The sequence below is a fragment of the Bacterioplanoides sp. SCSIO 12839 genome, from assembly GCF_024397975.1.
Lineage (GTDB): Bacteria > Pseudomonadota > Gammaproteobacteria > Pseudomonadales > Oceanobacteraceae > Bacterioplanoides.
Window position 1 is genome coordinate 3,778,346 of sequence record NZ_CP073745.1, and the last position, 17,664, is coordinate 3,796,009.

Below are 17,664 nucleotides of genomic sequence, written 5' to 3' on the forward strand. Positions count from 1 at the left end.
ACTTATACAATCAGGAAATACGCCATGGAAATCAGCACGATTGTCACACTGGTTATTATCGCGCTAATCATCATTTATGTGATTGGCATCTATAACAAATTGGTGATGCTGAAAAACCGTTACGAAAATGGTTTTTCACAAATTGAAGTTCAGTTAAAACGTCGTTATGACCTGATCCCCAATCTGGTTGAAACCGCCAAGGCGTACCTGAAACACGAGAGTGAAACACTGGAAGCCGTTGTTGCTGCACGAAATGAAGCAGCAGCGGGTTTAAAAGCGGCGGCGCAACATCCGGGGGCAGCCGATGCTATGAAACAGCTGGCAGGGGCAGAAGGAGCATTAGCTGGTGCCATGGGACGCCTTAACGTAACTATGGAAGCTTACCCGGATCTGAAAGCCAATCAAAATATGATGCAGGTTTCAGAAGAGCTGAGCAGCACCGAAAATAAAATTGCCTTTGCTCGCCAGGCATTTAATGACGCTGTCACCGCTTACAACACCTACCGCCAGTCATTTCCACCGGTCTTTTTTGCCAATACGTTTGGTCATTCTACGGATGCAGAATTGTTAGAGTTTGAAGACAGCGCCCAAATTCAGGCCGCACCTAAAGTTTCTTTCTAGCCTCTGCACTTCCCGGCACCTGCCGGGAAGTGATTCTTCGCTCCATCAATTCAAGGTTTACCTATGGATTTCTTCAGCCATCAGGACCAGGCCCGGAAACGTACCGGCCAACTGGTTGCACTCTTCTCCCTGGCCGTCATAACCCTGATTGTCTTATTAAATCTGTTGGTGGCAACTGTACTCTGGTATGGCGACGAACAGTTTATTGGCCAATATCAGGATGTGGTGAATCTGGCAGATGACCCAACTACCGGCATGCCAACAACACCGACCATTTTGGATTACGTCACTATCGAACAGTGGTCTTTGATTACTCTGGGCGTTCTGGTGGTGATTGGAGCGGCCAGTTTATTTAAATGGCTGGCGTTAAAGGGCGGAGGAAAAAGTGTTGCGGAATCGTTAGGTGGTCGCTTACTCAACCCAGATAGCAATAACTTTTACGAAAAACGTTTATTAAATGTGGTCGAAGAAATGGCCATTGCCTCCGGCATGCCAGTACCACCAGTCTATGTATTACCCGATAACAGCATCAATGCCTTTGCGGCCGGATATCAGCCATCAGACGCTGTGGTAGGCGTGACCAAAGGCTGTATGGAACAGTTAACCAGAGACCAGTTGCAGGGCGTTATTGCCCATGAATTCAGCCATATTTTTAATGGTGATATGCGCTTAAATATTCGTTTGATGGCGATTTTGTTCGGTATTTTATTTATCGGTATGATTGGCCGTTTCTTATTTGAAGCGGCACTGCATGGTGGCCGACACCGTTCCAGCAATGATAAAAACAACCCGCTGCCACTGCTTGCGATTGGTGGTGGTTTAATGGTGATTGGTTACGGCGGGGTGTTTTTTGGCAACCTCATTAAATCGGCGGTATCACGTCAACGTGAGTTTTTAGCCGACGCTTCAGCCGTGCAATTTACCCGCAACCCGGATAGCATTGGCGGTGCATTAAAAGTAATTGGTTATGGTGCTGGCAGCGAAATTGACTCACCAGAGCGTGACGAAACGTCCCATTTATTTTTTGGCCAGGCATTGCCCTTCCGCTTTGGCTGGTTTCAGACCCATCCACCGATTGATGAGCGTATTCAGCGTGTCGACAAACACTGGAACGGGCAATATCTGGCACCCCAAAGCCGGCAGCAAGCAGAGCAGGAATCACCACAGTTTGTTTCAGCTGACAACACTAATACTGACACCGATAAACTGGCTGCGGTTGCTGCGACGGTTACAGCTGCTGCGTCATTAGCCGGAAAAGCCCCGATTGACTATCAGGCACCCGAAACACAAACACCAGAAACACAGGCACCAGACCCAGAAGAAATTTCAACCCAAGCCCTATCAAATCAGGCATTGCAAAAACTCACCGATGCCGCCCATGAAACTTACAGTGCGCGTGCATTGTTATTTGTTTTATTACTCGCGCCCAAAGAGCGATTGGTACACGATCAACAACTGGATATGATCCGCCAGACGCACGGTACTGATTTATTTAAAACCGTACTGCGCTTTATTCCTTTGTCAGAACAATTAAATACCAAAGAACGCTTACCTCTGGTTGAAAAAGCCTTCCCGGCATTAAAGCAGTTGTCTGCGGTGCAATACCAGGAGTTCCGTACCACCATTGTTCAGCTTGCCAAAGCCGATGGTGAAATTGATATTTTTGAATGGTGTTTATACCGATTGGTATTGCGTTACCTGGAACCAACATTCAGTGAAGTGAAACCCATTAAGGCTAAATATAATAAAGCTGAAAAACTCAGCTCAGAGATTGCCACGGTATTATCGTACCTGGCTCATTATGGTCATGACTCGCAGCCCGCTGCGGAAGCCGCATTTAACAGTGCAATTGACGCGGCTGGCTTTGATTCCACCAAGGTTTCTTTGCAACCACATAATACTTCATTAAAACCGTTAAACCTGGCGCTGGCAAAACTGACCGAGGCTTACCCTCATGTAAAAGGCCGGATTATTAAATCACTGGCAACATGTGTGCAGGCCGATGATCAATTACGCAGCATTGAGCTGGATATTGTGCGCACTATCGCAGCCATTTTAGAAAGTCCGGTGCCGGGGTTGTTTGATGATTCCGGCACTCATTAATTTTGAGGAGTGTTAACAGGCCTTTGTCTGCGATTCGGAATTAAACTGCAACTCAGCTAAACGCTTATACAGCGGTGAATTGTTTAATAATTCCTGATGCGACCCAATCGCCACCAGCTTGCCATGATCAAACACGGCAATACGATCGACATGTGCCACGGTGGCTAAGCGATGGGCAATAATAAAGGTGGTGCGATCTTTCATCAGCTCATCCAGTGCCTGCTGTACCAGATGTTCACTTTGGGCATCCAATGCACTGGTGGCTTCGTCTAGCAGTAAGATTTCCGGATCTCGTAATATCGCTCTGGCTATCGCCAGGCGTTGCTTCTGACCACCGGATAATTTTACGCCTTGTTCACCTAAGAAGGACTGATATTGTTCAGGTAGTTGCTCGATAAACTCGTCGGCATGAGCCGCTTTTGCTGCCGCCAGAATTTCTGCTTCAGTGGCATCCGGTTTACCGTATCTCAGGTTATCCCCAACGTTAGCACTGAATAACACTGGCTGTTGTGGCACTAACGCAAATTGGCTGCGCAGCTCCTGCAGATTCCAGTCTTTGATTTTTTTGCCATGTAATAAAATATCGCCTTGCTGCGGGTCACGAAAACGCAGTAATAAATCAAACAAGGTCGATTTACCCGCACCAGAAGGGCCAACCAGAGCGATACGTTCACCGGGTTTAATATCTAATGTTAAATCGGCAATGGCCTGACGATCAGGACGTGATGGGTAGTGATAACCCACCTGTTGAAAGCTTAATAAAGAATCGGACGCGTTAGCCGCTGGAGCAGGTTCTGCCGCGGGTTCATTCTGCTCGGGCGATTGTATTTCAGCTTCGGTGGCTAATAACTCACGAATGCGTTCCGCGGCTCCGGCTGCCCGTTGAACTTCACCATATACTTCGGTAACAGCTGCTAATGAGCCTGCCACCATAATGGCGTAAAACACAAAGGCAGCTAATTCACCGCCGGACAGTTTACCGGCAATCACATCACTGCCGCCGATATACAACATGCCCGCGACAGAACCCATCACCAGCATCATCACCAACATAATTAAAAACGCACGCTGGCGAATTCGACGCAGAGCAACATCGAATGCACCTTCGGCGGCATCGCCGAACTGTTGGGTCACAATATCTTCACGGGTAAAAGCCTGAACCACTTTAATATGCTGCAGACTTTCCCCCGCCCAGGCGCCCACGCTGGCAATTTTATCCTGACTGTCGCGCGATAATTTTTTCACCTTGCGGCCAAAATAAATCATCGGAAAAACAATCAGGGGAACGGCAATTAAAACAATTAAACTGAGTTTTAAATTGCTGATAAACATCAACGTGATGCCACCCATAAAGGTCAGCGCGTTCCGCAGTGCAAATGAGAAAGAAGAACCAATCACGGTTTGTAGCAGCGTAGTATCCGTAGTCACCCGGCTCTGAATTTCTCCGGCGAGATTCTCCTCAAAGAAGCTGGGCGGCAGGCTGACCAGATGTTGATACAGCTGTTTGCGAATATCCGCCACCACCCGTTCACCCAACCAGGAAATCATAAAGAAGCGGAAGTAAGCACCAATCGAAACCAGCACCACCAACACGCCAAACATGCTTAGCGCATCGGCCAGGCCTTCAGTGGATTGTGCAGCAAAACCGTTATCCACCATCAGGCGTACGCCCTGGCCCAGACCTAACGTCAGGCCTGCAGTCATCACCAGCGCCACGATGGCAATGGTTAAACGGAGTTTATAAGGGCGAACAAATTGCCAGAGCCAGCGCAGCATAAGGGTCTTCTTGTAGGAATCATGGTGTGGATAAGTGCCTGAAGGCTAACGACTCAGGGGATTATCGGCAAGGTGATATCCGGTAATGCAGTGTTCCACTCGGCTGATGCTGTAAAGCGTTCGAGTCAAACCACTGGCCATTGTGAACCTTTCCCTTCTGCGCCACTCTCACATAGAATGGTGACTTAACGCCGAAGCTTTCCCGTCTAAGTTTGGCCTTCACACAACGTTGTGAACCTGAATAAGACGCGTCAGCCGTGATGGCTCCAGGCATACCGTCTGTCAGCTGCATCACCAGGGTTCTGTGGGAAACCACCGGGCCTCCCGCATTTGGAAAGGTGTAGAGAGATGAATTCATATACCCGGATTCCGCTCACCGAGGTAGACTCGTGCGAGCTGGAACCCTATGGGTCTGTGGCGTCGGTCTTAAGTCCGAGTACTTTTGAGCAACGCGCAGGCTCCCAGTTAAAAGACTCACAGTTTAAAGACACGCACGGTCGGCGTTTCAGCTACCTGCGCTTGTCGATCACCGATGTTTGCAACTTCCGTTGCAACTATTGCCTGCCCGATGGTTACCAGTGTTCGGATAAAACCGAGCCGTTATCGCTGGAAGAGATCCGTCAGCTCGCCAAAACCTTTGCTGCCCATGGCACTCGTAAGGTTCGCATTACTGGCGGTGAACCGGTATTACGCAAAGATCTGCCGCAAATTATCGCCGCGCTGAAACAAACGCCCGGTATTGAGACCGTTGCGCTAACCACCAACGGCTATAAGATCAACCAGCATATCGACAGCTGGAAAGCCGCCGGTCTGGATCAGCTGAATGTCAGCATCGACAGCTTAGACCCTAAAGTCTTTCAGACCATTACCGGCCATGATCGCCTACAGGAAATTCTTCGCGGCATTGATCGTGCGTTTGAGCTGGGGTTTAAAGACGTGAAAGTGAATGCGGTTCTGCTGAAGAGCCACAATGCTAATGGGCTCAGTAGTTTCCTTAACTGGATTAAATTTACACCAGTCACTTTGCGCTTTATCGAGCTGATGGAAACCGGTCAAAACCCGGATTATTTCGCTAAAAATCACCTTAGCGGTGAGCAGATTAAACAGCAATTATTGGAGAATGGCTGGCAGCAGAAGATACGCAATAAAGACGCAGGCCCGGCACAGGAATTCGATCATCCGGATTACCAGGGCAGCATCGGTTTAATTATGCCGTACAGCAAAGACTTCTGTTCCAGCTGTAATCGTTTGCGCATTTCTGCACTGGGCAAACTGCATTTATGTCTGTTTGGCGAGCAAGGTTACGACCTGCGCCATTTAATGACTGAAGGAAAACAAGCCGAACTGGAAACGGCTATTCAGGGATTATTGCAGGATAAAAAAGCGACTCATTTCCTGCATGACGGTCAGACCGGTGCGATTCAGCATTTCGCTCAAATCGGCGGCTGAAAGAGACGAGGTATGGGCATGCAATTGGATAATCCCAGGATAGTCGCTGCGGTTCTCGCCGGCGGCTTATCCAGTCGCATGGGCACAGATAAAGCTTTGTTGCTGGATAATCAGCAACGCAGTCAGCTGCAACGAGCTTGTGCTGTTATTGAGCCTTTGGTTGCTGACGGTGTAATTCAGAAGATGGTTGTTAGCCGAGCATTAAACCCTGCTGAGCAACAACTATTGGGCTGTGAATTTATTCCTGATTTGGTTGAGGAAAAAGGACCGCTGGGAGCAATTTATTCTCTGGCTCAATCGTTAAAAAATCAGTGTGATTATTTATTGTTGTTGCCGGTGGATTTACCTTTTATTCAGTCATCAAATCTGAATAACCTGATTGATCAGGGGTTGAAAAAGCAGTCAGCCTGTTTTTATCAGAATCATTTTTTGCCGCTGTTTTTACCGCTTTCAGATTCGTTGACTCAATATCTTGAACAGCAATTGAATTGTGAGAATGGCAATCTGAGTGTCCGGGGTTTATTAACCGAGCTGGGCAGCCAGGCAATACCGTATAACGAAGATGAGAAGTTTCTGACCAATGCCAACACCCCCGAACAGTGGCAGGCAATTCACAAGCAGATTTAAAAAGAAGACGACAACAAGGTTTATTTCTTCCGCCGCGCCGAAGGCACATCCATGTGCCTGCCGCGCTACCGCAACATCCTGTTGCTGCTTAGAAACAAACCTCATCATCCTCTTCTTAGAATGAAATTTAACAAGGACTAACCATGGCCAAAACATTTACCGATAACTTTATTGCACTGAACATTGCTGTCCTAACCGTATCCGATAGCCGCACGGAAGAAACCGATACCAGCGGTCAGCTACTGGTTGCCGAGCTAACCAAACAAGGTCACCACCTGAGCGACAAACAAATCGTGATCGACGACGTGTATAAGATTCGTGCTCAGATCGCCAACTGGATCGCTGACGAAACCACCCAAGCCATACTGGTAACAGGCGGCACCGGCTTCACCGGTCGCGACTCCACACCAGAAGCCGTCACTCCCTTGTTTGATAAGACTATTGATGGCTTTGGAGAGTTGTTCCGTCAGATCTCCTACCAACAAATAGGTACCTCTACTGTTCAAAGCCGGGCTATTGCCGGACTATCGAACGGCACGGTAATCTTCTGTATGCCGGGCTCTACCAACGCATGTCGTACAGCCTGGGATGAAATCATTGAAAGTCAGCTGAACAGCACCCATCGCCCATGCAACTTTGTGCCGCAACTGAAACAAGCAGAACTGGCACCTTGTAAAACCCGCGGTTAAGCGCTCGACAACTAACTGAAACCAGAACCAAAAGCAGTGAAATACCATGTCTGAATTTTCCCATGTGAATTCCAACGGCGAAGCCAATATGGTCGACGTCAGCGACAAACAAGCCAGCGTGCGTGTCGCCCGTGCTGAAGGTTATGTGAATATGAGAGCAGAAACTCTGGCGAAAATTCTCGCCGGAGACCATCACAAAGGTGATGTTTTTTCTGTTGCCCGTATCGCCGGCATTCAGGCAGCGAAACAAACCAGCAACCTGATTCCGCTGTGCCACCCGCTGATGTTATCCAAGGTCGCGGTAGAGTTTCAGCCAGAGCCGGAACACAACCGTGTGCGTATCGAATCCCTATGTAAATTAACCGGCCAGACCGGTGTCGAAATGGAAGCGTTAACAGCGGTTTCCGTTACTGCATTAACCCTGTTCGATATGTGTAAAGCGGTTGATCCGGGTATGGAAATTTCTTGCGTCAGAGTGCTGGAAAAACAGGGCGGAAAAACGGGTCACTGGCAGGCTGGTAACTAACGGGAGTTTAAAAATTATGAAGGTGTTATTTTTTGCCCAACTGCGTGAACGTTTAAACTGCGACAGTGCCGAACTGGATATCGAATCACCGACTCTGATAAACACTGTGCGCGAAGCGTTAATCGCTCAGTTCCCGGATCATGCTGATCTGTTAAAAGATGGCAAAGCGCTGGTTGCCATCAATCAGGAATTAATTAACAACGAAAAAGCGACCATCACCGCTGCTGATGAAGTTGCTTTTTTTCCACCGGTTACCGGCGGTTGATGGTGGATAAAATCATGGATCATATTCGCGTACAGGAAGCCGACTTCGATATTAATGCCGAATACCAGGCCATGCGCGAAGACAATCGCGAAGACGGTGCCATCGTCTTTTTTGTCGGCCAAGTGCGGGAAATGAATCAAGGCTCGGAAGTCACTGGGTTATATCTGGAACATTACCCAGCGATGACCGAAAAGTCGTTACAGGGCATTGTTGAGCAGGCCAGGGAGCGCTGGCCAGCGCTAAACCGTATTCGCCTGATTCATCGGGTCGGCCAATTACATATTTCCGATCAGATTGTGTTTGTTGCCGTTAGTAGCAGCCATCGCGAAACAGCTTTTGAAGCCTGCCATTTTATTATGGATTTCCTGAAAAACCGTGCTCCGTTCTGGAAAAAAGAAACCATTGAATCCGGTGACCGCTGGGTAGAAGCACTGCAGAAAGATAAAGACGCACTGAAGAAATGGTAATCAGGGCGTCAGCTTGTTCCCCAGAAATTACTTGCCGGTAAACACCGCCTCACGACGTTCCAGAAACGAAGTCACACCTTCTCTAGCATCTTCACTGGTCATCACCGAAGGCATGTCTTTAAACACATCAGCAATGGCCGTTTGCTGGTCCTGATAACGCGATACTTTGGATGATTTCAGCGCAGCCTGAACGCCTAACGGTGCCGCTTTAACAATCTTGGTCGCCAATTCACGGGCACGTTGATGTAACTTATCCACATCAACAATTTCCTGAATTAATCCCCACTGCAACGCCTGCTCTGCGGAGAACTCATCACCGGTTAACAGATAACGTTGGGCATTACCCCAACCAATGGCTTCCGGTAAACGAATGGTGCCACCACCACAGGGATAAATACCACGCTGCACTTCTAACTGAGCGTAACGCGCATCGGCTGTGGCGATACGAATATCGGCATTTAATAACAGCTCCAGTCCCGAGGTATAACAAATCCCCTGAGTAGCCATAATTACCGGCTTAGTTAAACGCTCGCCCTGTAATCCATATGGGTCGATTTCATTTTCTGCCAGCTCCGGCATTTTTCCCGCCGCAAAAATAGGCGCCCATTTATCCAGCTCTAGCCCGGCGGTGAAGTGTTTGCCATTTGCCTGGATAACGGCAACCCGTAATTCATTATCATGTTGCAGCTTGTACAGAGTCTGCGCCAACAGATGATAAGAATCCGGATCTAGTGCGTTCAGTTTTTCCGGGCGATTAAAGGTAATGGTAACGATATGCTCGCTGATATCGATTAATAATTTATTGTCTTCAGGCATCACTCTGCTTCCTTAATACTAATCAATAATCAGAACCAATCTGCCTGCATATCCAGACAGGTAGTATCAAAAGAAGTTAACAACTTCGCCTGATGATCAATCTCCGCTAATTCCCAACGAATAAAATATTGCGCCGCCTGTAATTTACCGGCGAGGAATTGCTTGTCTTCGTCCGTTTCTGAATCACCAAATGCCTCAATGGCTTTATCGGCCATTTCTAACCACAACCAGCCAATCACCATTTTGCTCATCAGATCGAGGAAAACAGCCGAATTCGCCAGGGATAATTCCACCTCACCTTTTTGTAACGACTGACCTAACGTCATCACGGTTTGCATCAGTGTATTCAGATGTTTCTGATACAGGTCTGCCAACGGTTTTAACGCTTGTTTTTGTTGAGCTGACTTCAGTGTTGTCTGCACCCGAGCCATTAACAACTGCTGGCCTTTGCCATTGTGTTGCCACAATTTCCGACCTAATAAATCCAGAGACTGAATACCATGGGTACCTTCATGAATTGGGTTTAAGCGGTTATCACGGTAGCACTGCTCCACCGGATATTCACGGGTATAACCAGCACCCGCCAATACCTGAATGGCCAGGTCGTTAGCACGCGGGCCGTAATACGATGGGAACGATTTAACGATTGGCGTTAATAAATCGAGCAGAATGGCGCTGTCTTGTGCTTTGTTTTCATCGGCTTCACCTTCCATTTCGTCTACCAGACGAGAAGCAAATAAACACAGCGCCAAAGCACCTTCGACATAACTTTTTTGCGCCAGCAACATACGTTTTACATCGGTATGTTCAACAATATTAATTGGCTTGCTGTTTGGATCACGATTCGTTGCGCTACGACCCTGTGGACGATTACGGGCGTAATCCAGCGATTCAAGATAACCACGATAGCCAATCATGGCGCCACCTAAGCCGACACCAATGCGCGCTTCGTTCATCATCTTAAACATATACGACAGGCCTTTATTGGCTTCGCCAATTAAATAGCCGTGGCAGTTATCGCCTTCACCCCTATCTCCTTCGCCAAAGTTCAGCACAGTCGACGTAGTGCCGCGATAACCCATCTTATGTAACAGTCCAGCCAGCTTGACGTCGTTACGTTCTGCCAGAGAGCCGTCCGGATTGGTTAAAAACTTCGGCACAATAAACAGCGAAATACCTTTTACCCCGGTTGGAGCTCCTTCAATTCGTGCCAGCACTAAATGCACGATATTTTCCGTGATGTCCTGATCGCCACCAGAGATATACATCTTCTGACCTTTAATACGATAACTGCCATCATCCTGAGGAATCGCTTTGGTAGTCAGATCACCCAGCGATGAGCCGACATCCGGCTCGGTTAACGCCATAGTCCCGGAGAAGCGACCTTCAAACATCGGTGGTAAAAACGTTGCTTTTTGCTGTTCACTGCCAAAAGCATGAATCACATTTGCGGCAGCGCTGGTTAAAAACGGATAACCTGCGGTCGACGGGTTCGCCGCCATAAAATAAGCGTTACAAGCGGCACTAATCAGCGATGGCAACTGCATACCACCATCGGCAAAGCGGTGGCGCGCCGACATAAGCCCGGATTCAGCAAAGTGCTTCCAGGCCTCTTTTACTTCCGGGATGGTCGTGACTTTTTCGCCATCAAACTGAGGTTCGTGTTCATCGGCTTTGGCGTTATGTGGCAGAAAATAGTTTTCCGCGATTTGTTCGGAAGTCTTCAGGATGCCGTCAAAGGTGGTGCGATCGTGATCTTGAAAGCGCTCCAGTTCCGTTAGTTGTTCGGCGTTAAACACCTGATACAACAGAAACTCGAGATCTTTTGGGTTTACCAGCTTAGACATTTGATTACTCCGACATGACTATTTTTTATTTAGTATCGGACGCAAAGCGGTGAACAAATATTGGCATTAATGACTTACTAGGGGCCAAAAGAGACATTCGAGATAAAAAAGACCCGGTAGTCATTGGGGGCAAACTACCGGGTCAACTTCGGATCATTGGGGAAGTACCGAAGAAAAAGAACTACCTATGGAGAAGTAATGGCCTCTCACCATTCTGTTCCCAGCGGGAATACTTTCACTATAGACGCTGATCTGGGTTTTGGGTTCCGCAGATAAAAAAGTTGATTGTTTTTTACAATCAAGTACCCAGCAACAATAGCGATAGACATAAAAAAAGAGCCAATCGAATGATTGGCTCTTTCTGATCAGACAATAAACAGTGAACGGTTTATTCCGGATCGGGTACACCCACGGCTAACTCTTCTTCTGCATCTGTTTCGGGTGGCAATAACCAGCTGTTTAAACGATTCTTCAGAATCTTCAGGCCATCACCATTATGAGAAGAAAACGTTTGCACCGTGACCAGATCACCGAGGTCTTTTACCGCTTTTTTTACCTGTAGCAAGGTATTCTGCGCCGGACCACGCTTCAGTTTGTCTGCCTTGGTGAGCAGGATATGCACAGGCATCTGCTTTTCCCGTGCCCAGTCCAGCATGGAGTTATCAAACTCTTTCAGCGGGTGACGGATATCCATCAGCAGTACCAAACCGACCAGCACGTCGCGCTTATCGAGGTAGTTGCCCAGCTCTTTTTGCCACTCGTTTTTCTTGGCAACCGGCACCTTGGCGAAGCCATATCCGGGCAAATCCACCAGGCATAACGGTGTTTCTGCGATCTGGAAGTAGTTAATCAGCTGAGTTCGGCCTGGTGTTTTACTGGTTCGCGCCAGCTTTTTGTTGCCGGTCAACGTGTTCAATGCACTGGACTTACCAGCGTTAGAACGCCCGGCAAATGCGACTTCCCGCAACACATCCATGGGGCATTGATTCAGTTTTGCCGCACTTTTAACGAAGTGTGTATTGGTGTAGGTCAATGATTCTTGATCTAACATAAGGTAAACGTAATGACCGCCCTGAATTTAATGTTATATAATACATCGCCTTTGGATGACGCTCTCATTCTATCACAGGGCGATGAGTTCGAGGCTAAGCTTCTAAAAATGAGCAATAGAGAGAGACTCACAAGATGAAAAAATTAGCTGTGATGGCCGCTGCAGTTGTAGCGATGAGTGCAAACGTAAACGCTTTCGACGTAGACGCTAAGTACAAGCAAGCTTGTGCAGCATGTCACGCTGCGGGTGTTGCCGGTGCCCCTAAAGCCTTTGATGCGGCTGCATGGGAACCACGCCTGGCAACCGGTATGGACGCCATGGTAGCCAGTGTTACCAATGGTAAAGGTGCTATGCCTCCACGTGGCCTGTGCATGGATTGTACTGCTGATCAGTATAAGCAACTGATTAACCATATGGCTGCGCCGAAGTAAGACAACGAATTTACTTATAACCTGGACCTGATGATGAAAAACCTGTTGATTAGCCTAATCGTTTCTGCCGGATTGATGTCTGTTGCTCACGCTGGTGACGCAGATGCTGGTAAAGCCAAAGCTGCCACTTGCGGTGCCTGCCACGGTGCTGACGGTAACAGCCTTGCTCCAACCTTCCCGAAACTGGCCGGTCAGGGCGAACGCTACCTGATCAAACAGATCAAAGACATTCGCGACGGTGCTCGTCAGGTTCCGGAAATGACTGCGTTTGTTACCGGTCTGAGCGATGAAGATATTGCCGACTTGTCTGCATATTATGCTTCTCAGGCTCCAACCGCTGGCGGTGCTGATGAAAACCTGGTTGAACTGGGTCAGCGTATTTACCGTGCCGGCGTTGAAGAAAAAGGCATCCCGGCTTGTCTGGCATGTCACGGTCCTGCTGGTGCAGGCATCGAAAGTGCTGGCTTCCCACGCCTGGCTGGTCAGCACGCTGACTACACCAAGGCTCAGCTGAACAAGTTCAGCATGGATCAGCGTCAGAACGACGGTGACACTCGCATCATGCGCAACATTGCCAACCGTATGCATGCTACTGAGATCGAAGCAGTTGCATCTTACATTCAGGGTCTGCGTTAATTCTCAGTCACCTGAAAAAAGCGGCTTCGGCCGCTTTTTTTGTGCCTGTTGATCAGGCACGCTTGATTTACCTCTGGCTTTACCAAGCTTTTCACAGCCGCTAGTGGGCGCAACTCCCTCTTTTGTGCCAGAATGCGGACTCTTTTACTTATAACAATGACCGGAATAACGGGAGCAATATATGTATTCTCAGGTTAAGAAATGGATGCTGGCGACAGTTCTGTTAGTCACCGCTTCTTTGTCTCAGGCTGCACCTTATGAAGCAGGCAAACAATACACGGTGCTGGATACGCCGGTTCCGGTCTTGGCCGATGGCAAAATCCATGTAGAAGAAGCCTTCTGGTATGGTTGCCCACACTGCTTCCACTTGGAAAGTGTCCTGAAACCCTGGAAAAAGCAGTTGGCTGCTGATGTCAGCTTTACCGGTGTTCCTGCGATGTTCGGTCGTGCCTGGGTTGTTCATGCCCAACTGTATTATGTTGCGGATGTTCTGGGTGTTTTACCTCAGGTACATGAATCCATCTTCCGTGCGTTGCACATCGAAAAACAACGTTTGTTGGATCGTGATGACCAACGTGATTTTCTGGTGGAGAAAGCCGGTGTTTCTGAAAAAGATTTCGACAAAGCGTATGAATCTTTCACCGTTAAAAGCCGTATGAAGCAAGGTGATCAACGTATCCGTGCCTTCAAAATCACTGGCGTACCAGCACTGATTGTTCAGGGCAAATACGTTGTGACTGCCAGCACAGCCGGTGGTCAGAATGAAATGCTGAATGTTGTTGATTACCTGATTGAAAAAGAACGTCAGGCACTGAAAGCAAAATAAACAGCACCAGTAATCACTCCAGGCATGAGCCTTTATTCCTCTTTGCAGGATTTTGTGGCGGCCCCAAAGGCCGCCAACAGCCTGCGCCTTCTCTCGTTTAATATGCAAGTCGGTATCCGAACCGGCGCCTACCACCATTATCTGCTGAAAAGCTGGCAGCACCTGTTACCCAGCAAGCAGCGGCAATTCTCTCTCAATCATATTGCCGAGCTGGTGAACCCATTCGACGTTGTGGCCCTACAGGAAGCCGATGGGGGGAGCTGGCGTAGTCAACACCTGAATCAAGTCCAGCATCTGGCCGAAAAAGCCGCGTTTCCACACTGGTATCAGCAGGTCAACCGCAACCTGGGTAAACTGGCGCAACACAGCAACGGCGTTTTATCACGACTGCCCGCGCAACAAATCGAACGCCATAACTTACCCGGACTATTGCCCGGCCGTGGACTGATGGTGGTTAAATATCAGTTTGGTCGTGAGTCTCTGGTGGTTGCCGTCACCCACCTGGCGTTAGGCAAAAACACTCAGTTCAGCCAACTGGACTACCTGGTCGAAGCAGTCGCCGATGCCAAACACCTGGTAATCATGGGTGACCTTAATCAGGAAGCCGAGGTACTGCTGAAACAAAGCCCACTCAAGCGCCTGAACCTGCATCCCGTCGACAGTAATATGCACACCTTTCCCAGTTGGCGGCCTCAACGGGGCCTCGATCATATTCTCATCAGTGACAATCTCAGTGTTAACCGCCTTGCTGTTATTGATCACCCACACTCAGATCACCTTCCGGTAGCTGCAGAAATATTCCTGCCTAACAAGCTTTAATACTTCACTCATCAACAGGAAAAATAGCCCGGCTCTTCTATACTTTGAGGCAAATGATATTAACCTGATGGTGAACATACATGGCTAAGGGAGCCGGTTCTGACTCGGCACGACGCTGGCGCGAGAAATATTTAGGCCTGATCGAAGATCACGAAAAACTGAAACGCTCCAGTGAGGAAGATCTGGACAACTACCGTCGCGGCCTGGTGATGGTTTCCTTGTTGGCGGAAGGTCAGTCATCCACCGTAGATACCCCACTGAAAGCACTGCGGGAAGCACTAAAACCCGGCGCCAGTGGCATGAATAAAACCATGGATGAACTGGAACGCGCCGTTCAGCGATTCGAATCACAAAACTCCGCCCAGGCTGAGGTTTTGCTTGGGCAATTGAACGATGTGGCCAGTAAGTTACTGCTCTGCCCACTGCCTCGCCCCCTGTTAAAACGCATTAAGCAAGTCCGTAAACAAGCCAGTTCAGAGCTGGAAAGCTGGTCCGGCTATACCACACAACTGCAAAACTGGATTCAGATTGTTGGCGAAGTGGCGACGCTGGAAGGCTACGACGAGCCTAAATCCAAATGGTGGCACCGCTGGTTTAAACCCAACAATGAAGAATTTCAGGACGACAACGAAGTCACTTTACAGGATGACGAACAAAGCGATGAACAGGAGCCCGGGTTTTCTCATATCGCTCAGGAAGTCTCTGACACCCTGATCAATCTGTTGTCTCAACTGGTGATTCCCGACCGCCTCGCGGGCAGTGCTACCAGCTTACAAACCCGTTTGGGCAAAGGGCTTAATTGGTATGAACTAGTCCCGCTGTTGGAAGATACAGCCGAATTCCTGATCGATTGCCTTGGCAGTGGCCAACAGGAGTTTGAGCGCTTTTTACACAACCTGGATCAGCGCCTGCAAGCCATTCAGGTACTGGTTACGGATGCTACCAACGGGCAGGCCGAACGCGAAAAAGCCCGTCAGGATCTTGATTCACTGGTGCGTGAACAAATCGCCGATATTCGCTCCGTAGTCACCGGCTCGGAAGATCTGGGCGACTTGGGCTCCAGCGTTCGTGAGCATCTGACATTAATTGTCCGAGCGATGGAAAAATATCAGGAAGACGAAACCAAACGAGAGCAGCGCCTGGCCGAGAAGCTGGAAATGCTCCAGGCACGTCTGAATGAAATGGAACAGGAAGCCAGTCAGGCACGACAAATTATTGAGGAGCACAAGCGTCGTGCAACACACGATGGCTTAACTGGGTTGCCCAATCGTGATGCCTATCAGCAACGCCTTGAGGAAGAGCTGACCCGTAAATCCCGGTATGGTGGATCGCTCACGTTAGTTGTTGCTGACGTCGATCACTTCAAACGCATCAATGACAATTACGGCCACCTGGCAGGCGATAAAGTTTTGCAACTGCTTGCCAAAGCCATGCGCAAATCAATTCGCGACGTCGACTTTATTGGCCGTTATGGCGGTGAAGAGTTTGTCATGCTGATGCCAGAAACCAATGCTGAAGAAGCTTTGGCCGCCATGGAGAAACTGCGTTCAAAAGTAGAGAACAGCCCGTTTAACTTCCGCAAAGAGCGTGTCCCCATCACCATGTCGTTTGGGGTCAGTGAATTTCATCCGCTGGAGGATGGCGAAACCGTATTTGAACGCGCCGATAAAGCGCTGTATCAGGCCAAAGCTGAAGGCCGTAATCGCTGTATTATTGGATAGTCCCCTCTGACACTACGCTCTGAATGGAATTACTTTGAGAGCAGCAGCAGGATGCTGCGGTAGCCCGGCAGGGCCATGGATGGCCCTTCGGGGCGGCGGCAAAAGTAAATCCATTCAGAGTGATTAAAGTATTTGCAGAATACTTTCGGTTTGTTAAAGTTTCGCCCACAAACTTCCGAACCGAAACTTTTAAACTCACCTGATCCCATGCCCAAACGAAATACCGTTCAGCGCCGACAAAGCATTCTTCAACGCCTGTCCGAGCAAGGTGAAGTTCAGGTTGAATCGTTAGCGCGTGATTTTGAAACGTCTGAAGTTACGATTCGTAAGGATCTGGCAACGCTGGAAAAAAGCGGCATGTTATTGCGCCGTTATGGGGGGGCCATACCACTGCCTCAGGAGCTGTTACCCGAAGATAAACCATCGCAACAGCCAGAATTGTCACAACGCAAACAAGCAATTGCCGCTGCTGCAGCGACCTGTGTCCGTGACCATAACCGCATCATCATTGATTTTGGTAGCACAACCGCGGCATTGATCCCGGAGCTGAATCGCAAGCAGGGGTTAGTTGTGATGACTAACTCGTTAATTGTCGCCAATGCTATTCGTGGGCTGGAAAACGAACCCACCTTATTGATGACAGGCGGTACCTGGGATGCCCACTCCGAATCGTTTCAGGGGCAAATTGCCGAGCAAGTATTGCAGTCTTACGACTTTGATCAGCTATTTATTGGCTGTGACGGCATCGACTTGGAGCGCGGCACCACCACTTTTAATGAATTATTAGGCCTCAGCCGTGTGATGGCTGCATCCGCCAGGGAAGTGATTGTGTTGGCCGAAGCCGACAAGGTAAACCGCCGAATTCCTAATCTGGAATTGCCCTGGCAGCAGGTGGATAAACTGATTACTGATGAACGTCTGTCTGACGAGCATCAACAACTTTTAGAACAGCAAGGCGTGCAGGTGATTTGTGTCACGCCAGAACAAAATTAGA

The 17,664-nt window shown here is 48.8% G+C and carries 18 protein-coding genes and 1 riboswitch; of the genes, 14 read left to right on the forward strand and 4 right to left on the reverse strand.

Annotation, left to right across the window (positions count from 1 at the left end):
- The first annotated feature begins 24 nt into the window (after nt 1-24).
- Nucleotides 25-621 carry a LemA family protein gene (locus KFF03_RS17075; protein ID WP_255858127.1) on the forward strand — a complete coding sequence of 199 codons (597 nt, stop codon included), beginning with the start codon at nt 25-27 and terminating at the stop codon, nt 619-621.
- Between the two features lie 63 nt (nt 622-684).
- Nucleotides 685-2,724: a M48 family metallopeptidase gene (locus KFF03_RS17080; RefSeq protein ID WP_255858128.1), complete on the forward strand. Its 2,040-nt coding sequence runs from the start codon at nt 685-687 to the stop codon at nt 2,722-2,724.
- 12 nt (nt 2,725-2,736) lie between these two features.
- Here KFF03_RS17080 and KFF03_RS17085 read toward each other — a convergent pair whose 3' ends face one another.
- On the reverse strand, nt 2,737-4,500 hold the full coding sequence (locus tag KFF03_RS17085; RefSeq protein ID WP_255858129.1) for an ABC transporter transmembrane domain-containing protein: 1,764 nt from the start codon (nt 4,498-4,500) through the stop codon (nt 2,737-2,739).
- A 177-nt stretch (nt 4,501-4,677) separates the two neighbouring features.
- A riboswitch (molybdenum cofactor riboswitch) is annotated at nt 4,678-4,857 on the forward strand.
- Here KFF03_RS17085 and moaA point away from each other — a divergent pair.
- From moaA to moaE, 6 genes are all read left to right on the forward strand, one after another.
- Nucleotides 4,849-5,949: a GTP 3',8-cyclase MoaA gene (moaA, locus tag KFF03_RS17090; protein WP_255858130.1), complete on the forward strand. Its 1,101-nt coding sequence runs from the start codon at nt 4,849-4,851 to the stop codon at nt 5,947-5,949. (Overlaps the previous riboswitch by 9 nt.)
- Before the next feature lie 18 nt (nt 5,950-5,967).
- Complete coding sequence (locus KFF03_RS17095; protein ID WP_255858131.1) at nt 5,968-6,576, forward strand: molybdenum cofactor guanylyltransferase; 609 nt, start codon at nt 5,968-5,970, stop codon at nt 6,574-6,576.
- Between the two features lie 143 nt (nt 6,577-6,719).
- The gene (gene moaB, locus KFF03_RS17100) at nt 6,720-7,265 is read left to right on the forward strand and encodes a molybdenum cofactor biosynthesis protein B (RefSeq protein ID WP_255858132.1); all 546 of its coding nucleotides are present in this window, start codon (nt 6,720-6,722) and stop codon (nt 7,263-7,265) included.
- A 46-nt stretch (nt 7,266-7,311) separates the two neighbouring features.
- Entirely contained in the window at nt 7,312-7,791 is a 480-nt protein-coding gene (gene moaC, locus KFF03_RS17105; protein ID WP_255858133.1) for a cyclic pyranopterin monophosphate synthase MoaC, read from the forward strand.
- 16 nt (nt 7,792-7,807) lie between these two features.
- Nucleotides 7,808-8,056, forward strand: coding sequence for a molybdopterin converting factor subunit 1 (gene moaD, locus KFF03_RS17110; RefSeq protein WP_255858134.1), 249 nt, complete (start codon nt 7,808-7,810; stop codon nt 8,054-8,056).
- A 14-nt stretch (nt 8,057-8,070) separates the two neighbouring features.
- A complete protein-coding gene (gene moaE, locus KFF03_RS17115) occupies nt 8,071-8,523 on the forward strand; it encodes a molybdopterin synthase catalytic subunit MoaE (protein ID WP_255858135.1) in 453 nt (150 codons plus the stop codon).
- Between the two features lie 27 nt (nt 8,524-8,550).
- Here moaE and KFF03_RS17120 read toward each other — a convergent pair whose 3' ends face one another.
- From KFF03_RS17120 to yihA, 3 genes are all read right to left on the reverse strand, one after another.
- A complete protein-coding gene (locus KFF03_RS17120; protein ID WP_255858136.1) occupies nt 8,551-9,339 on the reverse strand; it encodes a crotonase/enoyl-CoA hydratase family protein in 789 nt (262 codons plus the stop codon).
- A 29-nt stretch (nt 9,340-9,368) separates the two neighbouring features.
- Nucleotides 9,369-11,186: an acyl-CoA dehydrogenase gene (locus tag KFF03_RS17125; protein ID WP_255858137.1), complete on the reverse strand. Its 1,818-nt coding sequence runs from the start codon at nt 11,184-11,186 to the stop codon at nt 9,369-9,371.
- A gap of 388 nt (nt 11,187-11,574) precedes the next feature.
- Complete coding sequence (gene yihA, locus KFF03_RS17130) at nt 11,575-12,237, reverse strand: ribosome biogenesis GTP-binding protein YihA/YsxC (protein WP_255858138.1); 663 nt, start codon at nt 12,235-12,237, stop codon at nt 11,575-11,577.
- Between the two features lie 134 nt (nt 12,238-12,371).
- On the opposite strand from yihA, the gene KFF03_RS17135 reads away from it, so the two are divergent.
- The 6 genes from KFF03_RS17135 to KFF03_RS17160 all read left to right on the forward strand — a co-directional run bounded on the left by KFF03_RS17135 (nt 12,372) and on the right by KFF03_RS17160 (nt 17,663).
- Complete coding sequence (locus tag KFF03_RS17135) at nt 12,372-12,668, forward strand: cytochrome c5 family protein (protein WP_255858139.1); 297 nt, start codon at nt 12,372-12,374, stop codon at nt 12,666-12,668.
- Between the two features lie 33 nt (nt 12,669-12,701).
- Nucleotides 12,702-13,304: a cytochrome c gene (locus KFF03_RS17140; protein ID WP_255860959.1), complete on the forward strand. Its 603-nt coding sequence runs from the start codon at nt 12,702-12,704 to the stop codon at nt 13,302-13,304.
- 181 nt (nt 13,305-13,485) lie between these two features.
- Complete coding sequence (locus KFF03_RS17145) at nt 13,486-14,130, forward strand: thiol:disulfide interchange protein DsbA/DsbL (protein ID WP_255858140.1); 645 nt, start codon at nt 13,486-13,488, stop codon at nt 14,128-14,130.
- Nucleotides 14,131-14,184: 54 nt separating this feature from the next.
- Complete coding sequence (locus tag KFF03_RS17150) at nt 14,185-14,949, forward strand: endonuclease/exonuclease/phosphatase family protein (protein WP_255858141.1); 765 nt, start codon at nt 14,185-14,187, stop codon at nt 14,947-14,949.
- A gap of 80 nt (nt 14,950-15,029) precedes the next feature.
- Entirely contained in the window at nt 15,030-16,670 is a 1,641-nt protein-coding gene (locus KFF03_RS17155; RefSeq protein ID WP_255858142.1) for a GGDEF domain-containing protein, read from the forward strand.
- A 207-nt stretch (nt 16,671-16,877) separates the two neighbouring features.
- Entirely contained in the window at nt 16,878-17,663 is a 786-nt protein-coding gene (locus KFF03_RS17160) for a DeoR/GlpR family DNA-binding transcription regulator (protein ID WP_255858143.1), read from the forward strand.
- Nucleotide 17,664: the final 1 nt, after the last annotated feature.